Here is a 21,787-nt window from a genome sequence, read left to right as displayed (position 1 = left end):
AATTATGAAAACTATATTAAAGATTTCTACTCTACTTTGTATACTTAGCATTTTAAATACTTCCTGCAAGAAAGATGAACCTTCCGTTCCATTTCCAACAACTGCTTTTGTTGGCAATTTTCAAGCTAAGGATATGAATTATAATATAATCTTAAAAAATGTAGAATTATTCTTAAATCATGATAATACTTTCTCATTCAATAATCAAAATAAAACTAGTTATCAAATAGACAAGTATATGTATTATGTTGTTTCTGGCTCAGGTAAATATTCAATTGAAAACAATACTATCACTTTTCAAGATACATTAATTAGAACACTTCAATTTAAATATCCGTACTATTTATCTGGAAAATATAAATATCATTTTGATGGCGATAAGTTAATATTGAATGCAGAAAGTTCAAGTCCTGTAATTAGTTATAAATTAGAATTAGTAGCTATGAAAAATTTTTAGAAGTATTTTTGATATATTGCTGAAAAATTTTTAAGACTTTCCGGATTACGCATAATATCCTTGGAAACTACTTTTTCAATTGAAACACCAGAAAAAATCTTTTTAACGGGTATTTCTAGCTTTTTACCACTCAAAGTATATGGAATATCTTTTACCTGAAAAATAACATCTGGTACATGTCGTGGACTATATTGCTTTCTGAGATTACTTTTCAATTTAGTTTGAAGTTCATAATTTAATTCTAGATCATCTATCAATTGCACAAATAGCAACATTTTGGAAGAACCATCACTTTCATCTGTCGTGACAACCAAAGAATCTTTAACTTCCTCCAAATCATTTACAGCATTATAAATTTCAGCTGTACCTATTCGCACACCTCCACGATTCAGTGTTGCATCCGAACGACCATAAATTAGTATTCCTTCATCGCTATTTATCTTGATCCAATCCCCATGAGCCCAAACATTGGGAAATTTATCAAAATAGCTTTCTTTGTATTTTTCATTATTACTATCATTCCAAAAATATAAAGGCATAGAAGGCATAGGCTGCTTTATAATCAATTCACCGACTTCATCTATAATTTCCTCACCTTGCTCATTGTAAGCTGCTATATCAGCACCTAATGCTTTACATTGCAATTGTCCTGCATATACAGGCAATAAGGAATTTCCAGATAGAAAGGCTGAACAAACATCTGTACCACCACTTAAGGAAATAATATGCGCATTAGGAAATTTAGCTTGTAAAGCTTCGAAAGTAGATGCCGGTAGAGGAGAACCAGTAGATCCAACTACTTTAGGTTCGTAATTCTTTATATCTAAATCTTCAATAGAAGTAAAATAAACTGCTCCAGCACCTAAATGATCTACGTGAGCTTGCTTAATGAAATCCCAAAAAGTCTGGTTATTATTGTGATTTATTATTCCATCGAAAATACATAATGTACCACCACAAAGAAGAGAAGATAAAGCGTAATTCCACATCATCCAACCTGTAGTCGAATACCACAAAAAATTTTCTCCTGCTTGTACATTCTGATGCAATGACAACGCTTTATAATGCTCCAGAAGATTTCCGCCTGTACTATGCGTAATAGCTTTAGGTTTACCAGTTGTACCTGACGAATACAATATCCAAATAGGGTGGGAAAAAGGAACTCTAGTAAACATCAAATCCTTAGATTTGTAATTATCCAACTCTACTTTCCACACACTATCATTCACATTAACAACCTCTTGCAAGGTTATTAACTTACTTACCAACATGTCTAAAGTTCCCTTTTTAAAGAATTTTTTATTATTATATTGATATTCTGTTTCAATAAAAAGTAACTTGGGTTCTATTTGTTCAAATCGTTCAACTAGAGCTTTATCTCCAAAATCAGGTGAACAACAAGACCAAACAGCTCCTAAAGAATTAACAGCCAAAAAGATAGCTATCGTTTCTACACGATTATTCAATACCCCAACTATTCTATCACCTTTTTTAATTCCTTTATCCAACAAATATTGTTGAATCTTACTCACTTTACAATGTAATTCCTTCCAAGTAATTTCTTCATAATCTTCGTATTCGGATTGAAATTTTAAAGCAATACTATCTTCTTCATAATATTTAAAAATATGTTCCGAATAGGAAAGTTCTATACCATCAAACCATTTAGCATCAATAAAATTTTCACTATTTGCATCCCAATCCAAGACTTTTGAATAATTACCCGTATAACTAATATCAAAAAATAGGAGTATGGATTCCCAAAGGTCTGCTATATTATTTATCGACCATTGATGAAAATCATGATAATCAGCAAATTGTAATTCGTATTTTGATTCTACAAAATTTTTGAAAGCAAATAAGACTGAACTTTCTACATAGTCTTGGGAAGGAGTCCACAATGATATTGACATATGTTTATAATTTGGTACACTTAAATATACTAAAAAGGTCATTGCAATTAACAATGACCTTTTTTGATTACTTATTCAGTATAATTAGATCTTTTGTACTGTAATCTTTGAGTGGAATTTCGGATATTTTCACACCAGCAGAATTATATAACCGTAGATTCACTTCAGTTCCGCCATCAATTATATCCTTTCCGTTTGGATTTTTTTCAAATAATGTTGTAACGACTTTTTCTATCTTAGGAATATCAACACCAGGTATCGTATCAATCGCCCTTGTTTTCAGAATCAGATCTAAATTTATTTCTTTCTTATTGACATAGAACGCTTTAGATTTGATAAGAAATTCATCCTTTATTTCGTTTTCCTTATCGTTTACATGTTGTGTAAACTTAAATACGCGTGTTTCTTTAGTGTCACAAGCAGCTAGAAAAATTATAGAAGCAAATAAAATGGTTAATTTTTTCATGCTATAAACATAAAAAAATTAACCATCTATTTAGTTATTTTATTCTTACTTTTTAAAAGCATTCCAACCTTGTGCTTTAATTTCATGCACATTATTTGATTTAGATATCATTTCTCTTCCGGCATTAACTTCAGTAATATAACCAATTACAGAAATATCCAATTGCCCTTTAACTTTATCGTAATCAGTTTGAGGAATAGTGAATAACAATTCATAATCTTCACCACCATTCAATGCACATACCGTAGGATCCAATCCAAATTCTCGCGCAGTTTCGTAAGTCATTGGATCTAAAGGTATTTTATCTTCGTACAATTTGCAACCTACATTTGATGCATTACAAATATGTAAAATCTCTGATGCCAAACCATCTGATACATCAATCATAGAAGTAGGTGTAATATCCAAATGTTTTAATAATTCTACTACATCCTTACGTGCTTCAGGCTTTAATTGTCGCTCTATAATATAATCTTTACCTTCTAGATCTGGCTGAATATTAGGATTTTCCAAATAAATTTGCTTCTCTCTTTCCAAAAGCTGAAGTCCTACGTAAGCTCCACCCAAGTCACCAGAAACACACAATAAATCACCTTCTTTTGCACCTGAGCGATAAGCAATTTTATCTTCGTTTGCATAGCCAATACTTGTCACAGAAATTACCAAGCCTTGTGATGATGCTGAAGTATCACCACCAACCAAATCAACACCGAATTTTTTACAAGCAATTAAAGCGCCTTCGTAAATTTCTTCTACTGCTTCTAATGGAAATTTAGATGAAAGTCCAATAGAAAAAGTTATTTGCGATGCTATACCATTCATCGCATAAATATCCGACAAATTAACTTGTACTGCCTTGTAACCTAAGTGTTTAAGTGGAACATAACGCAAATCGAAATGAACATTTTCTAATAGTAAATCCGTAGAAATCAAGGTTTTATAACCAGTAAAATCCATCACTGCAGCATCATCACCTATTCCTTTGTGCGTAGATTCCTGTGTCAATTCTACAGCTTGTGTAAGGTGTTTTATTAAACCAAATTCACCTAATTCGCTTATATCAGTTTTATCTATATTATCAAACATATTCACATTTTTTCCACAACAAAGATACAGATTAATCTCCCATGGATAGAAGAGCTAAAAATAGGGAAAATGTAAAAAATGCCCCATTTCTAAATTTTTGAACAGTGTTCCACATAAATAATCAAGTTTCCATGTGAAACATGTTAATTTTATAAGCCTAAACGTGCTGAAATTTCCAACATCCGTTCAATCGGTTTTTGTGCTCTATTGATTACATCTTCTGGAAGAACGATTTCTGGTTGATCGTATTTCAAACAGTTGTATAATTTTTCCAATGTATTCAATTTCATGTGTGGACAATCGTTGCAAGCACAAGCATTATTCGGCGGAGCCGGAATAAAAGTTTTATGTGGGCTAGATTTTTGCATTTGATGCAAAATACCAGATTCTGTTGCCACAATATAGGTAGAAGCCTCATCTTCAATGGTGTATTTCAACATTCCAGAAGTCGATCCAATGTAGTCTGCTTCAGCCAAAATATGTTCTTCACATTCTGGATGGGCAATAAATTTTGATCCAGAATATTCTGCACGTAGATTTTCAATTTTTTCACGTGAAAAAATCTCGTGAACCATACAAGCACCGTTCCAAAGCACCATATCACGCCCCGTTTTCTTCTTCACATAATCGCCGAGATTGCGATCGGGACCAAAAATAATCTTTTGATCAGCTGGAAGTGACTCTACAATCTGCACAGCATTGCTCGAAGTACACACAATATCCGATAACGCCTTCAATTCTGCTGTACAATTGACGTATGTAATCACCAAATGATCAGGATATTGCTCTTTGAATTTTGCAAAAAGATGAGGCGGACAAGAATCCGACAACGAACAACCTGCTTTCAAATCCGGCAATAACACTTTTTTGGAAGGTGAAAGAATTTTTGCGGTTTCTGCCATGAAATGCACACCAGCAAACACAATCACATCTGCATCAGTCTTAGCAGCTTGTTGCGAAAGCCCCAAACTATCTCCAATATAGTCAGCTAAATCCTGAATCTCAGCATCTTGGTAATAATGCGCCAGAATAACAGCATTTTTCTCTTTTTTCAAACGTAGAATTTCCTGAACTAAATCCAAACTTGGATCCACAGGAAGATCAATGAAGCCCTTTGCTTCCAAATCTCTTTGATAAGTGTTATTCATTCTCTCTCTTCTGTAATTTGGTTAATCACTTTGACTAATCAACTTCACAAAAGTAAACAAAGAAATTCAAACGAAATTCACATTCCTTTTTTTCAATAAATAATAATCTTTTTTATAAGAGAGAGTCTTATTGTTTATTAGTCTGTGGAAAATGGGGATAACTGTATGTTTTTAAATTTCATTTTTGAGTTATCTTGTACTTTTCAACAATTTATCCACAGATATCAGATCTTTTAGTGCTGATTTACAGTACTGTGATTTTTCATATTTTTTATTTTCCATAAGATTTTGTGAATTACTCCTTGTTAAATAATTGTTAATATATCGTCTATTTTTTCATACTCGTCACGTGAAACATGTGTGTAAATATGTCGGTTTGTGGAATAATAAATAGTTTTAAAATTTAATTAACGTTTTATTTACACGTTTTCCACATTATTTGTTAATTTGTTTCAATTTTTAAGCATACAATAGGTTTATGTCGGAAAGAAAAGTAGATTTTTTGGTAGTAGGGTCGGGAATTGCAGGTTTGAGTTTTGCATTAAAAGCTGCGAATGTTGGTAAAGTGTTAATAGTTACAAAATCCAACGAAGATGAATCAAATACAAAATATGCACAAGGTGGTGTGGCAGTGGTTACAGATCAATCAGATAGCTTTGCAAATCACATTGAAGACACATTAATTGCAGGTGATGGTTTATGTAATCCACAAATTGTGGAAAACGTAATAAAGGAAGGTCCAGCGCGAATTGAAGAATTGATAGCATATGGGACTTCATTTGACAAGGAAGATTCTGGTGAATATGATTTAGCAAAAGAGGGTGGACATTCTGCACATCGTATCTTACATTATAAGGATATTACGGGTTATGAGATAGAGCGTGCATTGCTAGAGAAAGTTCATCAACATCCAAATATTGAAATTCTTACGCATTATTTCGCTGTAGATTTGATTACGCAACACCATATGGGGGTACATGTGGATAAAAAATCTACGGATATAGAATGCTACGGAATTTATGCTTTTAATACACGTACAGGAATTGTAGAAAAATTTCTATCCAAAATTACTTTAATGGCATCTGGAGGTGCTGGTCATGTATATTCAAGTACGACTAATCCAACTATTGCAACCGGTGATGGTATAGCGATGGTGTATAGAGCCAAAGGAAAAGTACGTAATATGGAATTTATTCAATTCCATCCTACAGCCTTATACAATCCAAGCGAATATCCAGCATTTTTAATTTCGGAAGCTGTACGCGGTTTCGGTGGAATTTTGCGAAGAGCAAATGGAGAATCTTTCATGGAAGAGTATGATTCACGTGGATCATTAGCTCCAAGAGATATCGTAGCGCGTGCCATTGATTCTGAAATGAAAAAATCTGGTTTGGATTATGTGTATTTAGATATCACGCATAAACCGTTAGAAGATTTGCTTTCACATTTTCCAAATATCTACGAAAAATGTCTTTCTATTGGTTTAGATATGACTAAAGATTATATTCCAGTAACCCCGGCTGCACATTATTTGTGTGGAGGTATATTGGTTGATGAATATGGCGCTAGTAGTATCGAGAATTTGTATGCATGTGGCGAATGCTCTTCTACTGGTCTACATGGTGCTAATCGATTGGCTTCCAATTCTTTATTAGAAGCCGCAGTGTATGCACATCGTATTTTTGTAGATGCTGAAAAGAAAATTAATTCAATTTCTTATAAGGAAAATATACCTGATTGGGATGATTCAAATACTAAATTATTAAATGAAGATATTTTAGTAACGCATAATCTTCGTGAAACACAAAAGTTTATGTCTGATTATGTAGGAATCGTTCGTTCGGACTTTAGATTAGAGAGAGCGATGCGAAGATTAGGTTTGTTGCATGAGGAAACAGAATCTTTTTATAAAAATACAAAGCTTTCTGTGAAACTTTGTGAATTGCGAAATGTTATTCAGGTAGCATATTTGGTGGTTAAATCTGCGATGAACCGTAAAGAGAGTAGGGGATTGCATTATACAACAGACTTCCCAAATCATGCAGACGTATTAGAAGATACAATATTATAGATTATGGCTACTATTTTACCAGTCAAAGAAAGTTTTCCGTATATAGCTGAAGAAACGTTTATTGCACCGAATTGTACTATTGTGGGAGATGTAACTATTGGTCATCACTGTTCTATTTGGTTTAACGCAGTAGTTCGTGGTGATGTAAATTATATTAGAATTGGAAACTACACTAATATCCAAGATAATGCTACTATTCATGGAACGTATTTAAAAAATGGTACGGATATAGGTAATTATGTGAATATAGGGCACAATGCATTAGTACATGGTTGTGTTATTGAAGATTACGTTTTGATTGGTATGGGAGCTATTGTTATGGATAAAGCTGTGATTCAATCTAAAGTAATTATAGCTGCGGGAGCAGTCGTATTAGAGAATACACTATGTGAATCAGGTTATTTGTATGCTGGTGTACCTGCTAAAAAAATAAAGCCACTTACAGATGAGCAAATGGCTTTATTAGAAAATCTTCCGCACAATTATGTACTTTATTCCTCTTGGTTTACAAATCTGAAATAGATAGTTTATTCAAATTTGGGTGAAATTGTTTCGGATTGTTCCCAATTTGCACGTATCGTAAATGATTTATCCATATACCATATTGGTTCAGCTTGTGTCTTATTATACACATCACCACCATCCCATCGTTTATTCTCATTGAGATCTTTGATTATGCGTAATATATATTTTCCTCCAGGAAATTTAGTGTATCTGAGTTCTTTCGTATTGTATATATACTTATTATCTATTACTTTTTCTTTTTTATCATCCATTAACTGGACAATATAATTAGTATTACTGTCTAGATCGTTAATGATGAAATTTATATCTCCAAAGTTATCGGTTTCATCTAAAGTAACGGTAGTAACCAATTCCTTATTTGTGTCATTAAAAATAGAAGTAATAGCATTTTCTTGAATTGTGAATTCATATTTACGCTTTGTTCTCCAATTAAATCGAACATGATATAGGTTAGAATTTAATGTATCTTTCTGTAGTTGAAAGTTACGTCTGAATACACTGTCTTCTTTTAATATCAATTTTTCTTTATCAATGTTGGCTATAGGAAAATCACTTGTGATTGTAATGTGGTTGATTTTATCAACCTTATTTGTAACATTAAGTTTAGGTATCAATTCTCTATTGTATTTATCATTTTTACCTCTACGCAATAATGTAGTATCAAGTATATTATTTCTATTAGAAACTTCTATTTTAATGGAATCAAATTCCATTTTAGGTAAAAGAATATAAAGAGAATCATTTGTATCAGCATATTTGTAATACGCGTCTTTTTGTAGATCTTCTGGAAAGATAATTCGTGTAGAAGGGGAATCAAGAGGCTGGTTGAACTTAATAGAAATGCGACTATCCTTTTGAATTTTTCTTTCAGGAATTCTAAAATCTTTTGGTTTTCCTTTTGAATATTCCAGTTTTATATCCTCTATGTTTTCTTTCAATACAATGCTATCTGGAAGAAATCCTATTAGTTCATCTGGATTATTATATATACGATCGTTATTCTCTTCTTTCAGTGCATATATTCTATATGTATCTTCTCTTAGATTTTTAATTATAAAATTACCTGAACTGTCTACACTTGTAAATATATTGGCTTTCCGTTTTCCGAAAATAGAATCTTGTCTTGTAGGTATCAGTAAAACTCGAACAGATAAATCTTCTTTTGGATCGAATGTTTTGGTATAGGCATTTTTAACAGAACCTGATACAGAGAGTGAATCTAATTCAGGGCCAGTGGCAAATACATAATTGTAATTTACTATTGGATTTCCTTCATTAAAATCTACTAAACCTTTACCAAAATTTATTGTATAAGTAGTATTTTGTTCCAGCGAATCAGGCAAAGTGATTATTAGATTTTTCTTTTTTACCTTATAATCTGGTTGTTTTTCTAAATCAGGAGATATACTAAATTCTTTTTGATAATTGTTTAGCTTAATATATTCATTAAACTCTAGAACAATTTGTTTATCGGTAAAATTTCGTTTAAAATTTACGGGATTTTCCGATAGTATAATAGGAGGAATTGAATCTTTTGGTCCTCCCGTTGGTGTTTGCATATTTGCACAACGTGCAAGTGTTAGCGATATAAGTATGGCGAAAACAAATATAAAGTTGTTTCGTAAACTTTTTATTTTCGATTTCAAATTCTCTTCAAAAATGGTTGTATTCATAAAAGTATTTCTCTTATACCGCTAATTTATGATTTCTTTAGTTCATGTGAACCATTAATATACTAATATCTGATGGTGATACACCAGATATACGTGAAGCTTGACCAAGTGTTCTTGGTTTAACTTTTAATAGTTTTTCGCGTGCTTCGATTGAAAGGGAAGTAAGTGATTTATAATCAAAGTCTGGATTGATCTCTTTATCTTCCATTTTTTTCATTTTGTTTACAATTTCTAATTCTTTCTCGAAGTAGCTATCGTATTTTACTTTTATTTCAGCTTGTTCTATAGTGTCCTTATCATATGCTTCAGTTACTACTTTGAACTCCTGATCTGCATCTGCTAAATGTCGAATACTAACGTGCGGTCTACTCAATACATTATACAAACGAGTTTTTTGAGTTAATTCACCAGAACCAATCTCGGATAGTATAGAATTTATACCCGATGGTTCTATTGAATTATTTTTCATGTATCTAATCAAATCGTCAGAATCTTGTACTTTCTTATTCACTTTAGCTAAACGTTCATCTGAAACTAAGCCAAGTTTATGTGCAATTGGTGTCAATCTAATATCTGCATTATCTTGACGAAGAAGTAAACGATGTTCTGCTCTAGATGTAAACATACGATAGGGTTCTTCTGTACCTTTGGTAACTAGATCATCTATCAATACTCCTATGTAAGATTCTGAACGCTTCAAAATTAATTCGTGTAGATCTCTAGTTTTTTGATGAGCATTAACTCCAGCAATGAAACCCTGTGCAGCTGCTTCTTCATAACCTGTAGTACCGTTGATTTGTCCTGCAAAAAATAAATTTTTGACACGTAATGTTTCTAATGTCAAATCCAATTGCATAGGAGGGAAGTAATCATATTCTATGGCATATCCTGGTCTATACATTTTTGCGTTTTCAAAACCAGGAATTAATCGCAATGCTTTTTGTTGAACATCTTCTGGTAATGATGTAGAAAAGCCATTTACATATATTTCGACTGTTCTGAAACCTTCAGGTTCTACGAAAATTTGATGTCTATCTCTTTCTGCAAAACGATTTATTTTGTCTTCAATAGATGGACAATATCTTGGACCGAGTCCTTTAATTCGTCCTGTAAACATTGGAGATTTTTCAAATCCTGTTTTTAGGATTTCGTGGACTTTATCATTTGTATACGTAATCCAACAACATCTTTTTTCGATTGGTAATTCTATATCTGTATAAGAGAATCTTCCACCATCATCATCTCCCCATTGTTCCTCCATCAAAGAGTAGTTTAAGCTTCTACCATCAATTCGAGGAGGAGTTCCGGTTTTCATACGGCCAGATTCGAAACCCAAGGACACAAGTTGTTCAGTTAAACCAGTTGCTGATTTTTCACCAGTACGACCGCCACCAAATTTTTTCTCACCGATATGTATTATACCATTTAAGAATGTTCCGTTTGTAAGTACTACAGCATCCGCTTCTATGCGTATTCCTAGTGATGTAATAACACCTTTAATAGTATTACCTTCTACAATCACTTCTTTAACGGTATCTTGCCAAATATCTAAGTTTGGTAAGGATTCTAATTGCCATCTCCATTCTTCTGCAAAGCGCATTCTATCATTCTGCGTACGTGGACTCCACATAGCGGGTCCTTTTGATTTATTCAACATCCTAAATTGAATTGTTGATTTATCCGCAATAATACCAGTGTATCCACCCATTGCATCAATTTCACGTACAATTTGACCTTTTGCTACACCACCAATCGCAGGGTTACAGCTCATTTGAGCTATTACTCCCATATTCATAGTGATAAGTAGGGTAGATGATCCAAGGTTAGCAGCAGCAGCCGCGGCTTCACAACCTGCATGTCCTGCTCCAACTACGATTACATTATATTTATTAAACATATTTAATTACCTTGTTTCACGTGAAACAATTGTTTTTTTATCAACGTTTCACGTGAAACGTTATATATATTCTGCTAATTCAATCCAACGATCTGATTTCTGATCAAGCTGTTTTTGTAAAATTTCTACTTCTTTAGCTAGGCTTGATAAAAGTTGATGATCAGTTGTATTATTTAATTCTTTAGTTTTCTCTTGTATTATATCTTCTAAATCCGAAATAATAGATTCTAATTCTTCATATTCCTTTATCTCTTTAAAGGATAATTTCTTCTTTTCAGATTCTATTTGGATAGGCGTAGGGTTTGCTTTTAATTTTTTCTCTAAAAGTTTTTCTTCTTTAATTCTTTCTTCTTGTTCGAATTTGAAATCTGCGTAATTACCGTTGTAAATAGATACAGTTCCAGTTCCGTCGAATATAAAAAGCTGATCTGTTAATTTGTCAATTAGATACCTGTCGTGAGAAACTAGAATTAAAATACCTGGGAAGTTTACAAGAAAATCTTCTAATACATTTAATGTGTCAATGTCCAAGTCATTGGATGGCTCATCCAGAATTAAGAAATTTGGATTTGCCATTAGTACACGCATTAATTGTAATCTCTTACGCTCTCCACCGCTCAACTTAGAAACTAAACCAAATTGCTTTTCAGGTGGGAAAAGAAATAATGTCAATAGTTGAGAAGCTGTAAGCGTATCGCCATTTGCCATTTGAATATAGTCAGCAATATTTTTGACCACATCTAAAACGCGTTCTCCTTCACTAAATTCTAAACCACCCTGTTTGTAATATCCATATTTTGTAGTTTCCCCAACACTAATTACACCATTATCCTGAGGTAAGTTTAGGGTAATCAAGTTTAAGAATGTACTTTTTCCTGTCCCATTTTTTCCCGTTAAACCTATACGATCACCTTTTTTGAAGGTGTAGGAAAAGTTTTCGATTACAGTTTTGTTTTTAAAAGACTTACTTACGTTTTCTAATTCAAGAATTTTATTTCCCTGTCTGGATACTTTTACGCTCAACTGAACTTTATCTTGCGTACGAGGACCTTTTGACTTCTCTTCCAGTTCGTAAAAAGAGTCAATTCTTGATTTAGATTTTGTGCCTCGTGCTTTTGGTTGGCGGCGCATCCATTCTAATTCTGTGCGAAGTAGATTTCTTGCCTTTTCAGCCGATAGTACATCGTTATATTCTCTTTCTGCTTTCTTCTCTAAGAAATAGCCATAATTGCCTTTGTATGAAAATAACTTGCCTTTATCTAGTTCTCTTATTTCTGTACAAATATTATCTAAGAAGTATCTATCGTGAGAAACTACTAAAACTGTTTTTTGACCAGTTGTCAGAAGTTTTTCAAGCCATTCTATTGTTTCAATGTCCAAATGATTCGTAGGCTCATCTAAGATATATACATCAGCCTCATCTATTAAAAGCTTGGCTAAAGAAAGTCTTTTCTTTTGACCGCCAGAAAGGCTATCTATTTTCTGATCAAAATTGGAGATGGAAAGACGATTAAGAATTGTCTTAATATCGTTTTCATATTCCCAAGCGTCTAGAGCTGTCATGCGATCCATGATATCAGCTAATTTTTGCTCATCAACAATTTCTTTTTCTACAATTTCTTCGTATTCTTTGATTAATTGCTGTTGCTCATTATCATTAGAAAAAATGAAATCATTAATCGTATTTAGCCCTGTGAAATCTGGGTCTTGTGGCAAATAGCCAATGCGAATACCTTTTTCTTTTACTACTTTTCCTTGTTGAGGTGGAAATAGTTCTGCTAGAATCTTTAATAAAGTTGATTTTCCAGTTCCATTAATTCCGACTAATGCAACTCGATCACCTTTTTGTAATCCAAAATGTAATTCTTTAAATAGCCACTTGTCATTGAAAGAATGACCAACTTGTTCTGTGCTAATAATACTCACGCTAATTCTTTTATAAGTTGTGTTTGGTATATGTGTACGCCGGGATTGGACGTTATTGAAACGTTAATCATAGCGGATGCAATATCTTTTGCTTTTATACTTCTATAATCTTTCATTTTGCCAATTAATAGAAAATTAAAAATCGGGTAGATGAGTTGTGCTATTTTTTCCATCAAACGAAATTCTTTTCTATTTCCAAGTAGGAGAGAAGGTCTAAAAATATGAAAACTCTTAAACCCAATAGCTTTTAAGGATTCTTCAACATCTCCTTTTAATTTTAAATAAAAATTGTTGGAAGTTGGATTTGCGCCAATACTGCTGACAAGACATAGGGTAGTAGTTCCATTAGCAATTATACTTCTTGCGACTTTTTTTGGATATTCCAAATCGATTTCGTAATACTTATCTCTATCAGGTGTCTTGGCTTTGGTTGATCCAATACAACAAAAAAAATGGTCTATATGAAGATCATTTATATGCGTTTCGATACTATGATAATCTGCGATAATCTGAATAAGTCTATTGTTCTTAATGGGTAATTCAGATCGAGTAATTGCATAAATAGTCTCATATTTATCATTTTTCAATAATAAATTTATTGTCTCCATTCCTATTAAACCAGAAGACCCTAAAACCAATGCTTCGTACTTTGTATCAGACATAACTATCCAATTACAAAAATACGTATTAATTCGATTTTGTATGTTAAAAAACTATAATAGTAGGTCTGTTTATGACAAATAGCTGTTAATTTAACTTAAATGAGGCGATAAGATTGAATCTTGGAATGTTTACTTCAAAAAGATAATTATCGACTTCTCTTTTCATGGTGTAATAGCCTTCCATGTAACCAACTTCACTTTTGAGATTGCACCCAGAGATATATTGATGCGATTCTCCTGGCGCAAGAATAGGTTGCAGACCTACGACACCATCCCCATCGACTTCTTTAGTTTCGCCGATAGAATCAAAAATATCCCAATGCCTGCTTAATAACTGAATGGTATGATCGGAAATATTTTCAATAGTAATCCTATATGCAAACATATAATGCATATTCTCAGGATTAGAGTATTCGGGTTGATACTCGTACTCGACTGATATACTGACGCCTGATGTTGACTGTGTGATCATACTAATTATTTCAAATTTAACAACTTACACTGTTATTTCATAATAATATATTAGGGAGCTAAATGAAAAGTGAAAAAATAGGGTAAACAAAAGTTTACCCTATTGTATAAAATATTTACTTAGTCGCTTCACGAACTTTTGGAGCTATTTTAGTTCCAAATATTTCTATTGATTTCATCATATCCTTGTGATCAGGACTACCTACATCCATATGAGCTGAAAAACGTGTCAAACCAAATTTTTCTTGTATAGCTAATATTTTGTCTATTGCTTGAGTTGCGTCACTTACGATCAAATGTCCTAAAGACGAACGGCCAAAATCATACTGCGATCGTTGATATGGTGGCCATCCTCTAGATCCACCTATTCTATTCATTTGTGCAGAATAAGTAGGGTAGTAGCTGTCTGCTATATTTTTACTGTCATCGCCGAAGAAGGAGTGCATATGGACACCTACTTGGAATTTGGACATATCATGTCCATTATCTTCATAAGCTTGTCTGTACATCTCGAATAACGGTTGGAATTGTTCCCAAGCTCCACCAATTATTGCAAACATTACTGGCAATCCTAATTTCCCAGCACGGATCACTGATGAAGTTGTACCACCTACTGCTACCCAAATAGGTAAACCGTTCTCTGTAGCACGAGGAAATATATCTTGATTGATTAATGATTTTCTGAATTTTCCTGTCCAGTTAATGGTTGGATTTGACCTTAATTTTAATAATAAATCAAGTTTTTCTTCAAAAAGTTCGCTATAATCTTTTAAATCATATCCAAATACAGGGAATGACTCTATGAAAGATCCGCGACCTGCCATGATTTCAGCTCTACCGCCAGAGATCAAATCGACGGTAGCAAAATCTTTGTAAAGTTTTACTGGATCGGTTGAACTAATAACAGATACAGCAGAACCCAATTTTATATTTTTAGTTACAGAAGCAGCTGCGGCTAAGATAATCTCAGGAGAGGCTACAGCATAATCTTCGCGATGATGCTCACCCATACCAAAGAAATCAAGACCAACTTCATCCATTAGTTTTACTTCTTCAATTATTTCTTGTAGTCGTTGTTGTGCTGATTGAATTTCACCTGTAATAGGATCAATTTGCAAATCGCCAAACATTCCAACTCCTAATTCTAACATAATAATTCTCCTTTCTATATACCACAAAAATAGGCCTTTGTACTTCACATATTCTTAATCTATGTTAAGAATTTTACATAAAAAAAGCACCGATATGGTGCTATAATATACTGAATTACCCGTGAATATATTCTTTAGTGCCGTACGATTGAATAAGCTCTCCTTCGAAGTTCAACCACTCTTGCCAGCGCTTTTCTACATCAACATCAACAGCATATTTTCGCGCGAAATTTAAAAATGTCGTATAATGGTTGGCCTCAGAGACCATTAAGTCATAATAGAACTTAGCTAATTCTTTGTCATTGATATTTTGAGATAATACACGGAATCGTTCGCAACTACGCGCTTCGATCATCGCAGCGAAAAGTAATCTATCGATAAATGCTTGATTGCGTGAACCATCTTTCTTATTAAATTTCATTAACTGACCCACATAATCGTCCTTGCGTTCGCGCGCTAAAGTGTATCCTCTTTCTTTGATAATTTCGATTACCATTTTGAAATGTTCCATTTCTTCGATAGCAATAGCCGTCAATTCATGAACCAAATCTTCGTATTCTGGATTTTGTGTTATCAGCATAATAGCATTAGACGCCGCTTTTTGTTCACACCACGCGTGATCCGAAAGAATTTCCTCCAAATTAGATTCTGCGATATTAGCCCATCTCGGGTCTGTCAATAATTTTAAACCAAGCATATTATCCCTTTTTTACAAAAATACAAAATAGTCAAATAGAAAAGCCAATAGGAGTTCGTCCTATTGGCTTTTGTGTCTTGGATATTACAAACTAGCCTTCGTTAGAAGCAAAGCCGTGGGCTTTCCATACTTCGTCAGGAACGCCAGTCCATACACCAGGTCTATTGCCTACATATCCAATTTCTGCAATGCCTTCTTTCGTCGTATAGTATCCCGAAGAAGTTAAATCTCGCATAGTATTAAAAAAGCTTACGCCTTGAGAAACCTCAGGTTTTGCTTTCTTAGGGAATGCGATTTCTTCTACAATTGCAATTTGTTCTTCACTCGTACATTTTACAAAAACATTCTTGAATCTTTTTTGTGCATGTATATCTAACCATTTCAAGCCGCCTCGCATTGGTAATTTGTAGGAAGGAATATCTTTAACGATAAACTCAATGAAATCTGGAACGCCAACCTCTGTAGCCGATGGTGAGTTATCATCTTTTGGAATGATAATATCCGCCAGTACTGCAATTGTTGCCATTTCATGTTCGTCAAAATAAACTTCTTCAAGTAATTTTTGCGTACGTTCATGTTCAAAATCTTGGACACCTGGTAACTTATCTCCTTGACCTGCTGCTGCCGTTGATTTTGCGGGTTTATTATCACATGAATTTGTTGACAAAACTGCAGCTGATCCAGCTGCAATTAGTCCTAAGGCTTTTAATGAATCTCTTCTATTCATTGCTTAGCTATTTAATTTATTTTTTTCCTTTAAAATATACTCAGCGGTACGCATTGACAGAGCTAAAATTGTCCAAGTCAAATTTTTATCACCTTGCTGTACAAAAGGTCCTGCGTCTACCACATAAAGATTTTTACAATCGTGTGCTTGTCCCCATTTATTTAAGACAGATGTTTTAGCATCGTTGCCCATACGGGTTGTACCACCTTCATGGATAATTTTACCCGGTGTTTGCAAACCATACAAGGTGTCTGCACCATGTATAGGTGAAGTGATAATTGCGCCCATATTATGCATGATTTCTTGAAAAGTTTCCATCATGTGTTTTGCTTGCAGTACCTCTTCATTCGACCATTTGTAATTGAATTTTAGTACCGGAATACCGAATTTATCAACTCTATTAGGATCTATTTCACAATAGTTTTCCTTTCTTGCGATGGCGGTACCACGACCATCCATACCCACAGAAGCTCCATAAAAACGTTTATAATCTTGCTTCAGGGCAGCGCCATATCCACCACTTTCACTGGTTGTGCCATCAGCTTTCGGCGCTAGGTGATTGTAATTTTGAATACCGTGGAAGTAACCAAAACTTGGCATTCCCATTCCGCCCCAATATTCAATGTGATATCCTCTAGCAAAATCAAGTTTCTTGTCGCCTTGCCACCATGGAGAATAGATGTGTACTGAACCAACGCCATCTTCATTATATTTCTTACGGTCAAGAAGCTGAGGTAAAAATCCACCTAAGCCAGCTCCAGTCGAATCGTGTAGGTATTTCCCAACAAGACCTGAGCTATTTCCAATTCCACCTGGATGCGATGCAGATTTTGAGTTTAGCATAAGGCGCGCACTTTCGCAGGCAGAAGCACCTAATATTACTGTTTTTCCTTTAACGGAATATTCTTTTAAATCTTTAGTATTAACATAAGAAACCCCGACAGCAAGGCCTTCATCATTTGTTAACACCTCACGCACCATTGCATTGTCTATTACGGTCAAATTACCAGTTTTCATAGCGGGAATTACCAAGCATGAAGAAGAAGAAAAGTCACCATAGACTTTACAAGAACGACCACATTGACCACAATAAAAACAAACTCCTCTGTCTTTGTTACCTGGTAATGCTTCAGTTAATACAGATCCACGTCCTGCAATAACAGGAACACCAGATTTTTGTCCGGCTTTGCGAATATAAAGTTCACTTAAACGAGGTTTAGGTGGTTTCAAGAAAATACCATCAGGTTCATTGTGAATACCTTCCACAGTTCCGTAGATTCCTATCATACGATCTACACGATCATAAAAAGGCTTTACTTCATCGTATGTTATCGGCCATTCATCGGTCAATCCATCTTTCGGTTTGAAATCATCTGGCCCCATTCGTAGAGAAATACGACCCCAGTGGTTGGTTCTTCCACCCAGCATGCGGGCTCTAAACCAGTCGAATTCCGTGCCTTTTTCGTGCGTATAAGGCTCTCCTTCCAATTGCCATCCACCAAAAGCAGCATCAAAATCTCCGAATGGGCGTGTAGTACTTGCTCCTCTACGAGGAGATTCCCACGGCCATCGCAATTGTAAAGCATCTTTAGCAGGATCGAAAAATGGACCTGCCTCAAGCATCAAGACTTTAAGTCCTGCATTCGCAAGAATATAGCCTGCCATACCGCCTCCAGCACCAGATCCGACCACTACGGCATCGTATACTGTAGACTCTTCTATTATTTGAAACGTAGACATTATTTGGTTTATATTTTATTATACTTTTGTATTAGTAAAATAAATATATATAAAAAATTCATTAAGTAAAGCCCGAGTTTTGAAAATTTTATTCATCGGATTAGTTTGGCCTGAGCCAACATCATCAGCAGCAGGATGGCGGATTTTGCACTTGATAAAATGTTTTAGCAAAATAAGTGAGGTTTTGTTTGCTTCAGCAGCGATGAAGTCAATTCACAGTGCTGAATTGTCCTCTTTAGGCGTTCAAGAAAAGTCCATTTTTTTGAATGATTCTTCCTTTGATGACTTTGTAAAAAATTTATTACCTGACATTGTTGTCTTCGATCGCTTCATGGTAGAGGAGCAATATGGCTGGCGAATAGCTGAGCATTGTCCAGGTGCGTTACGCGTATTAGATACAGAAGATTTGCACTTTGTGCGATTGGCTCGTCAAGAAGCTTATAAGAAAAATAAGGAAGTTGATTATCATTCACCTACAGCAAAGCGCGAATTAGCGTCGATCTTACGTTCGGATATATCATTAATTATCTCAAAAGTGGAAATGCAATTGCTATCGGAACAATTTAACATACCTAATAATAAATTGCTTTATATTCCATTCCAAGAAGAATCGCTTACCGAAGATTACATGGAGAATTTACCGGGTTTCGGAAAAAGAAAGGATTTTGTATTTATTGGCAATTTTATTCATGAGCCTAATTTTAAAACAGTAGAAATACTAAAAAAGGAAATTTGGCCAATTCTTCGGAAAAAATGCCCATTGGCTGAATTGCATATCTATGGTGCTTATGCGTCGGAGAAAGTTTTGCAATTACATAATCCTAAAGAGCGCTTTTTAGTAAAAGGTAGAGCAGAGGATGCGCGTAACACGATTGCGCAATACCGCGTTATGATTGCGCCAATTCCATTTGGCGCAGGAGCTAAAGGAAAATTTGTTGACGCTATGGCTTCAGGAACTCCTTCTATTACTACACGTGTAGGGGCAGAGTCGATGACAGAATCCAATTGGAATGGTTTTATTACAGATGATAAGTCAGATTTTATAGAAAAATGTGCTCTTCTTTATACAGATGAGCAGCTTTGGAAGGAAAAGCAACATCTGGGTTTTGAGATGTTTAATGCAGATATTGCAAATACTTCTTATTCGGAAGAGATGTTAGAAACGGTTAACCATTATAAGACAAACTTGAATGCGATTAGGAAGAAACATTTTATAAGTGAGATATTATTGCAACAACAAATGAATGCAACAAAATATATGTCACTTTGGATAGAAGAAAAAAATAAAAAAGCACACGATTAGTGTGCTTGATTGTAAGAATATAAGTAAAATAATCAGAATTTTACTATTCTTTGCCGAACAATTTTTATACCAACAAATTTTACCTTATTTTTAGTTTCTATCAATAAAGATTTAAATCGTAAACTAACAGTTATGAAAACAATTAAAGGACCGGGTATATTTATAGCGCAATTTATCTCCGATCAAGAGCCATTTAATTCCATTGAGAATATTGCAAAGTGGGCAAAATCATTAGATTTTGTTGGATTGCAAATTCCTACAAATGACCCAACATATTTTGATTTACAAAAAGCAGCAGAAAGCAAAACGTATGCTGACGAGTATAAAGGTAAGTTGCAAGAAATTGGCTTAGAAATCACAGAGTTGTCTACACATTTACAAGGTCAATTGGTGGCTGTGCATCCGGCTTATGATAAGTTATTTGATGCTTTCGCGCCAGAGCAATACCGCAATAATCCAAAAGCACGTACAGAATGGGCTACACAGCAGATGATTTATGCGGCAAAAGCTTCTCAAAATTTAGGTTTGAATGCGCATGCGACTTTTAGTGGATCATTATTGTGGCAATATTTTCATCCTTGGCCACAGCGTCCCGAAGGATTAGTAGATGAAGCATTTACAGAGTTAGCTCGTCGCTGGACGCCGATTTTGAATGCTTTTGACGAAGCTGGTGTAGATGTATGCTATGAAATTCATCCAGGTGAAGACTTGTTTGATGGGGTTACATATGAAATGTTTTTGGAAAAAGTAAATAATCACCCAAGAGCGTGTCTATTGTATGATCCATCGCATTTTGTATTACAACAACTGGATTATATCCAATATATAGATTTTTACCACGAACGTATTAAAGCTTTCCACGTAAAAGATTCGGAGTTTAACCCTACAGGGAGACAAGGAACTTTTGGCGGGTACCAATCTTGGTTAAATCGTGCTGGTCGATACCGTTCTCCGGGCGATGGTCAGGTAGATTTTAAAACTATCTTTAGTAAATTAACACAGTATGGCTACGATGGTTGGGCTGTGATGGAGTGGGAGTGCTGTATCAAAAATCAAATTGATGGCGCAACAGAAGGTTCTAAATTCATTCAGGATCATATCATCAGAGTGACGGATAAGGCTTTTGATGATTTTGCTTCTACAGGTGCTGACGCAAAATTCAATAAAGAAATATTAGGGTTATCCTAAAAGATTAGGCTCACTTTTAATGTGAGCCTAATCTTTTTATCTGCCTTTCTTTTGGAAAGGAAACTTCATTTTATAGCTTACACGGATTAATCCTTTAGAAATAGAATCTAATCTACTTTTTAACATTGCTTTTTTCAAAGGACCAATTTTATCCACGAATAATTTACCTTCAATATGATCGTATTCGTGTTGTACAATACGAGCAGCCAGACCTGTCAATTCAATTTCGTGTTCTACGAAATTTTCATCCAAATAGTTGATCAACACATTAGAGTGGCGTAGTACATCTTCTGTCACATCTGGAATAGAAAGACAACCTTCATTGAATGCCCATTTTTCACCAGACTCTTGAACTATGATAGGGTTTATAAAAACTTTTTTGAAATCTTTAACCGTTGGGTCGCCTTCACCATCCTCATCATCTTCGCCAAAAGGTGAGCCATCCACAACAAATAATCGAATTGGTAGCCCTATTTGCGGAGCTGCAAGTCCGACACCACGTGCCGCGTACATGGTTTCGAACATGTTGTCAATCAATTCTTTCAAATTTGGGTAATCCTCATCAATCTCTTCTGCTTTTTTTCTAAGTACAGGATCTCCGTATGCTACTATGGGTAATTTCATTCTTATAAATATTCAGTTCGCAAAGTTACCAATTATTTATAATAAGACAGGGACGAAAATTT

The 21,787-nt window shown here is 34.4% G+C and carries 19 protein-coding genes; 5 read left to right on the top strand and 14 right to left on the bottom strand.

Annotated elements, in window-relative coordinates:
- The first annotated feature begins 4 nt into the window (after positions 1-4).
- A complete protein-coding gene (locus tag FLS47_RS05400; protein WP_149913360.1) occupies positions 5-457 on the top strand; it encodes a hypothetical protein in 453 nt (150 codons plus the stop codon).
- On the opposite strand, the gene FLS47_RS05395 is transcribed toward FLS47_RS05400, so the two are convergent.
- The 4 genes from FLS47_RS05395 to nadA form a co-directional block, all read right to left on the bottom strand.
- Positions 454-2,370: an acetoacetate--CoA ligase gene (locus FLS47_RS05395; RefSeq protein WP_149913359.1), complete on the bottom strand. Its 1,917-nt coding sequence runs from the start codon at positions 2,368-2,370 to the stop codon at positions 454-456. The two genes, FLS47_RS05400 and FLS47_RS05395, sit on opposite strands and share 4 nt — an antisense overlap.
- Before the next feature lie 67 nt (positions 2,371-2,437).
- Positions 2,438-2,836, bottom strand: coding sequence for a hypothetical protein (locus tag FLS47_RS05390; RefSeq protein WP_149913358.1), 399 nt, complete (start codon positions 2,834-2,836; stop codon positions 2,438-2,440).
- A 45-nt stretch (positions 2,837-2,881) separates the two neighbouring features.
- Complete coding sequence (gene thiL, locus FLS47_RS05385; protein ID WP_149913357.1) at positions 2,882-3,922, bottom strand: thiamine-phosphate kinase; 1,041 nt, start codon at positions 3,920-3,922, stop codon at positions 2,882-2,884.
- 149 nt (positions 3,923-4,071) lie between these two features.
- The gene (nadA, locus tag FLS47_RS05380) at positions 4,072-5,070 is read right to left on the bottom strand and encodes a quinolinate synthase NadA (protein WP_149913356.1); all 999 of its coding nucleotides are present in this window, start codon (positions 5,068-5,070) and stop codon (positions 4,072-4,074) included.
- 478 nt (positions 5,071-5,548) lie between these two features.
- On the opposite strand from nadA, the gene nadB reads away from it, so the two are divergent.
- Both nadB and FLS47_RS05370 read left to right on the top strand, forming a co-directional pair.
- Complete coding sequence (gene nadB / locus FLS47_RS05375; protein WP_149913355.1) at positions 5,549-7,141, top strand: L-aspartate oxidase; 1,593 nt, start codon at positions 5,549-5,551, stop codon at positions 7,139-7,141.
- Positions 7,142-7,144: 3 nt separating this feature from the next.
- Complete coding sequence (locus FLS47_RS05370) at positions 7,145-7,663, top strand: gamma carbonic anhydrase family protein (protein WP_149913354.1); 519 nt, start codon at positions 7,145-7,147, stop codon at positions 7,661-7,663.
- A gap of 5 nt (positions 7,664-7,668) precedes the next feature.
- On the opposite strand, the gene FLS47_RS05365 is transcribed toward FLS47_RS05370, so the two are convergent.
- From FLS47_RS05365 to FLS47_RS05325, 9 genes are all read right to left on the bottom strand, one after another.
- Complete coding sequence (locus tag FLS47_RS05365; RefSeq protein WP_149913353.1) at positions 7,669-9,339, bottom strand: Ig-like domain-containing domain; 1,671 nt, start codon at positions 9,337-9,339, stop codon at positions 7,669-7,671.
- A 37-nt stretch (positions 9,340-9,376) separates the two neighbouring features.
- Positions 9,377-11,236, bottom strand: a complete 1,860-nt coding sequence (gene mnmG, locus FLS47_RS05360) for a tRNA uridine-5-carboxymethylaminomethyl(34) synthesis enzyme MnmG (RefSeq protein ID WP_149913352.1) — start codon at positions 11,234-11,236, stop codon at positions 9,377-9,379.
- 60 nt (positions 11,237-11,296) lie between these two features.
- Entirely contained in the window at positions 11,297-13,162 is a 1,866-nt protein-coding gene (locus FLS47_RS05355) for an ABC-F family ATP-binding cassette domain-containing protein (protein ID WP_149913351.1), read from the bottom strand.
- A complete protein-coding gene (locus tag FLS47_RS05350) occupies positions 13,159-13,824 on the bottom strand; it encodes an NAD-dependent epimerase/dehydratase family protein (protein ID WP_149913350.1) in 666 nt (221 codons plus the stop codon). The genes FLS47_RS05355 and FLS47_RS05350 overlap by 4 nt, the downstream gene beginning before the upstream one ends.
- 85 nt (positions 13,825-13,909) lie before the next feature.
- Positions 13,910-14,296: a Co2+/Mg2+ efflux protein ApaG gene (gene apaG, locus FLS47_RS05345; protein WP_149913349.1), complete on the bottom strand. Its 387-nt coding sequence runs from the start codon at positions 14,294-14,296 to the stop codon at positions 13,910-13,912.
- A gap of 115 nt (positions 14,297-14,411) precedes the next feature.
- On the bottom strand, positions 14,412-15,446 hold the full coding sequence (locus FLS47_RS05340; protein ID WP_149913348.1) for an Atu2307/SP_0267 family LLM class monooxygenase: 1,035 nt from the start codon (positions 15,444-15,446) through the stop codon (positions 14,412-14,414).
- Positions 15,447-15,561: 115 nt separating this feature from the next.
- Positions 15,562-16,143 carry a tRNA-(ms[2]io[6]A)-hydroxylase gene (gene miaE / locus FLS47_RS05335; protein ID WP_149913347.1) on the bottom strand — a complete coding sequence of 194 codons (582 nt, stop codon included), beginning with the start codon at positions 16,141-16,143 and terminating at the stop codon, positions 15,562-15,564.
- Between the two features lie 91 nt (positions 16,144-16,234).
- Positions 16,235-16,870: a gluconate 2-dehydrogenase subunit 3 family protein gene (locus tag FLS47_RS05330; RefSeq protein ID WP_149913346.1), complete on the bottom strand. Its 636-nt coding sequence runs from the start codon at positions 16,868-16,870 to the stop codon at positions 16,235-16,237.
- Between the two features lie 3 nt (positions 16,871-16,873).
- Entirely contained in the window at positions 16,874-18,610 is a 1,737-nt protein-coding gene (locus FLS47_RS05325; protein WP_149913345.1) for a GMC family oxidoreductase, read from the bottom strand.
- Positions 18,611-18,689: 79 nt separating this feature from the next.
- Here FLS47_RS05325 and FLS47_RS05320 point away from each other — a divergent pair, with 79 nt between their 5' ends.
- Together FLS47_RS05320 and FLS47_RS05315 are read left to right on the top strand one after the other, a co-directional pair.
- Positions 18,690-19,913: a glycosyltransferase gene (locus FLS47_RS05320; RefSeq protein ID WP_223225142.1), complete on the top strand. Its 1,224-nt coding sequence runs from the start codon at positions 18,690-18,692 to the stop codon at positions 19,911-19,913.
- A 132-nt stretch (positions 19,914-20,045) separates the two neighbouring features.
- Complete coding sequence (locus FLS47_RS05315; protein WP_149913343.1) at positions 20,046-21,101, top strand: sugar phosphate isomerase/epimerase family protein; 1,056 nt, start codon at positions 20,046-20,048, stop codon at positions 21,099-21,101.
- Between the two features lie 36 nt (positions 21,102-21,137).
- On the opposite strand, the gene def is transcribed toward FLS47_RS05315, so the two are convergent.
- A complete protein-coding gene (gene def, locus FLS47_RS05310) occupies positions 21,138-21,725 on the bottom strand; it encodes a peptide deformylase (RefSeq protein WP_149913342.1) in 588 nt (195 codons plus the stop codon).
- Positions 21,726-21,787 lie beyond the last annotated feature (62 nt).

The sequence above is a fragment of the Sphingobacterium cavernae genome (genome assembly GCF_008520265.1).
GTDB lineage: Bacteria > Bacteroidota > Bacteroidia > Sphingobacteriales > Sphingobacteriaceae > Sphingobacterium > Sphingobacterium cavernae.
Note: the sequence above shows the minus strand (reverse complement) of the source record. Positions and strands in the feature narration are given on the sequence as shown.

Excerpts from the sequence above, each read along its gene's own strand:
- nadB (WP_149913355.1), top strand. The coding sequence starts at position 5,549 with ATGTCGGAAAGAAAAGTAGATTTTTTGGTAGTAGGGTCGGGAATTGCA.
- thiL (WP_149913357.1), bottom strand. The coding sequence starts at position 3,922 with ATGTTTGATAATATAGATAAAACTGATATAAGCGAATTAGGTGAATTT.
- FLS47_RS05325 (WP_149913345.1), bottom strand. The coding sequence starts at position 18,610 with ATGTCTACGTTTCAAATAATAGAAGAGTCTACAGTATACGATGCCGTA.
- FLS47_RS05370 (WP_149913354.1), top strand. The coding sequence starts at position 7,145 with ATGGCTACTATTTTACCAGTCAAAGAAAGTTTTCCGTATATAGCTGAA.
- FLS47_RS05400 (WP_149913360.1), top strand. The coding sequence starts at position 5 with ATGAAAACTATATTAAAGATTTCTACTCTACTTTGTATACTTAGCATT.
- miaE (WP_149913347.1), bottom strand. The coding sequence starts at position 16,143 with ATGCTTGGTTTAAAATTATTGACAGACCCGAGATGGGCTAATATCGCA.
- FLS47_RS05350 (WP_149913350.1), bottom strand. The coding sequence starts at position 13,824 with ATGTCTGATACAAAGTACGAAGCATTGGTTTTAGGGTCTTCTGGTTTA.
- FLS47_RS05330 (WP_149913346.1), bottom strand. The coding sequence starts at position 16,870 with ATGAATAGAAGAGATTCATTAAAAGCCTTAGGACTAATTGCAGCTGGA.
- FLS47_RS05315 (WP_149913343.1), top strand. The coding sequence starts at position 20,046 with ATGAAAACAATTAAAGGACCGGGTATATTTATAGCGCAATTTATCTCC.
- FLS47_RS05340 (WP_149913348.1), bottom strand. The coding sequence starts at position 15,446 with ATGTTAGAATTAGGAGTTGGAATGTTTGGCGATTTGCAAATTGATCCT.
- FLS47_RS05390 (WP_149913358.1), bottom strand. The coding sequence starts at position 2,836 with ATGAAAAAATTAACCATTTTATTTGCTTCTATAATTTTTCTAGCTGCT.
- FLS47_RS05365 (WP_149913353.1), bottom strand. The coding sequence starts at position 9,339 with ATGAATACAACCATTTTTGAAGAGAATTTGAAATCGAAAATAAAAAGT.
- FLS47_RS05395 (WP_149913359.1), bottom strand. The coding sequence starts at position 2,370 with ATGTCAATATCATTGTGGACTCCTTCCCAAGACTATGTAGAAAGTTCA.
- def (WP_149913342.1), bottom strand. The coding sequence starts at position 21,725 with ATGAAATTACCCATAGTAGCATACGGAGATCCTGTACTTAGAAAAAAA.
- apaG (WP_149913349.1), bottom strand. The coding sequence starts at position 14,296 with ATGATCACACAGTCAACATCAGGCGTCAGTATATCAGTCGAGTACGAG.
- mnmG (WP_149913352.1), bottom strand. The coding sequence starts at position 11,236 with ATGTTTAATAAATATAATGTAATCGTAGTTGGAGCAGGACATGCAGGT.
- nadA (WP_149913356.1), bottom strand. The coding sequence starts at position 5,070 with ATGAATAACACTTATCAAAGAGATTTGGAAGCAAAGGGCTTCATTGAT.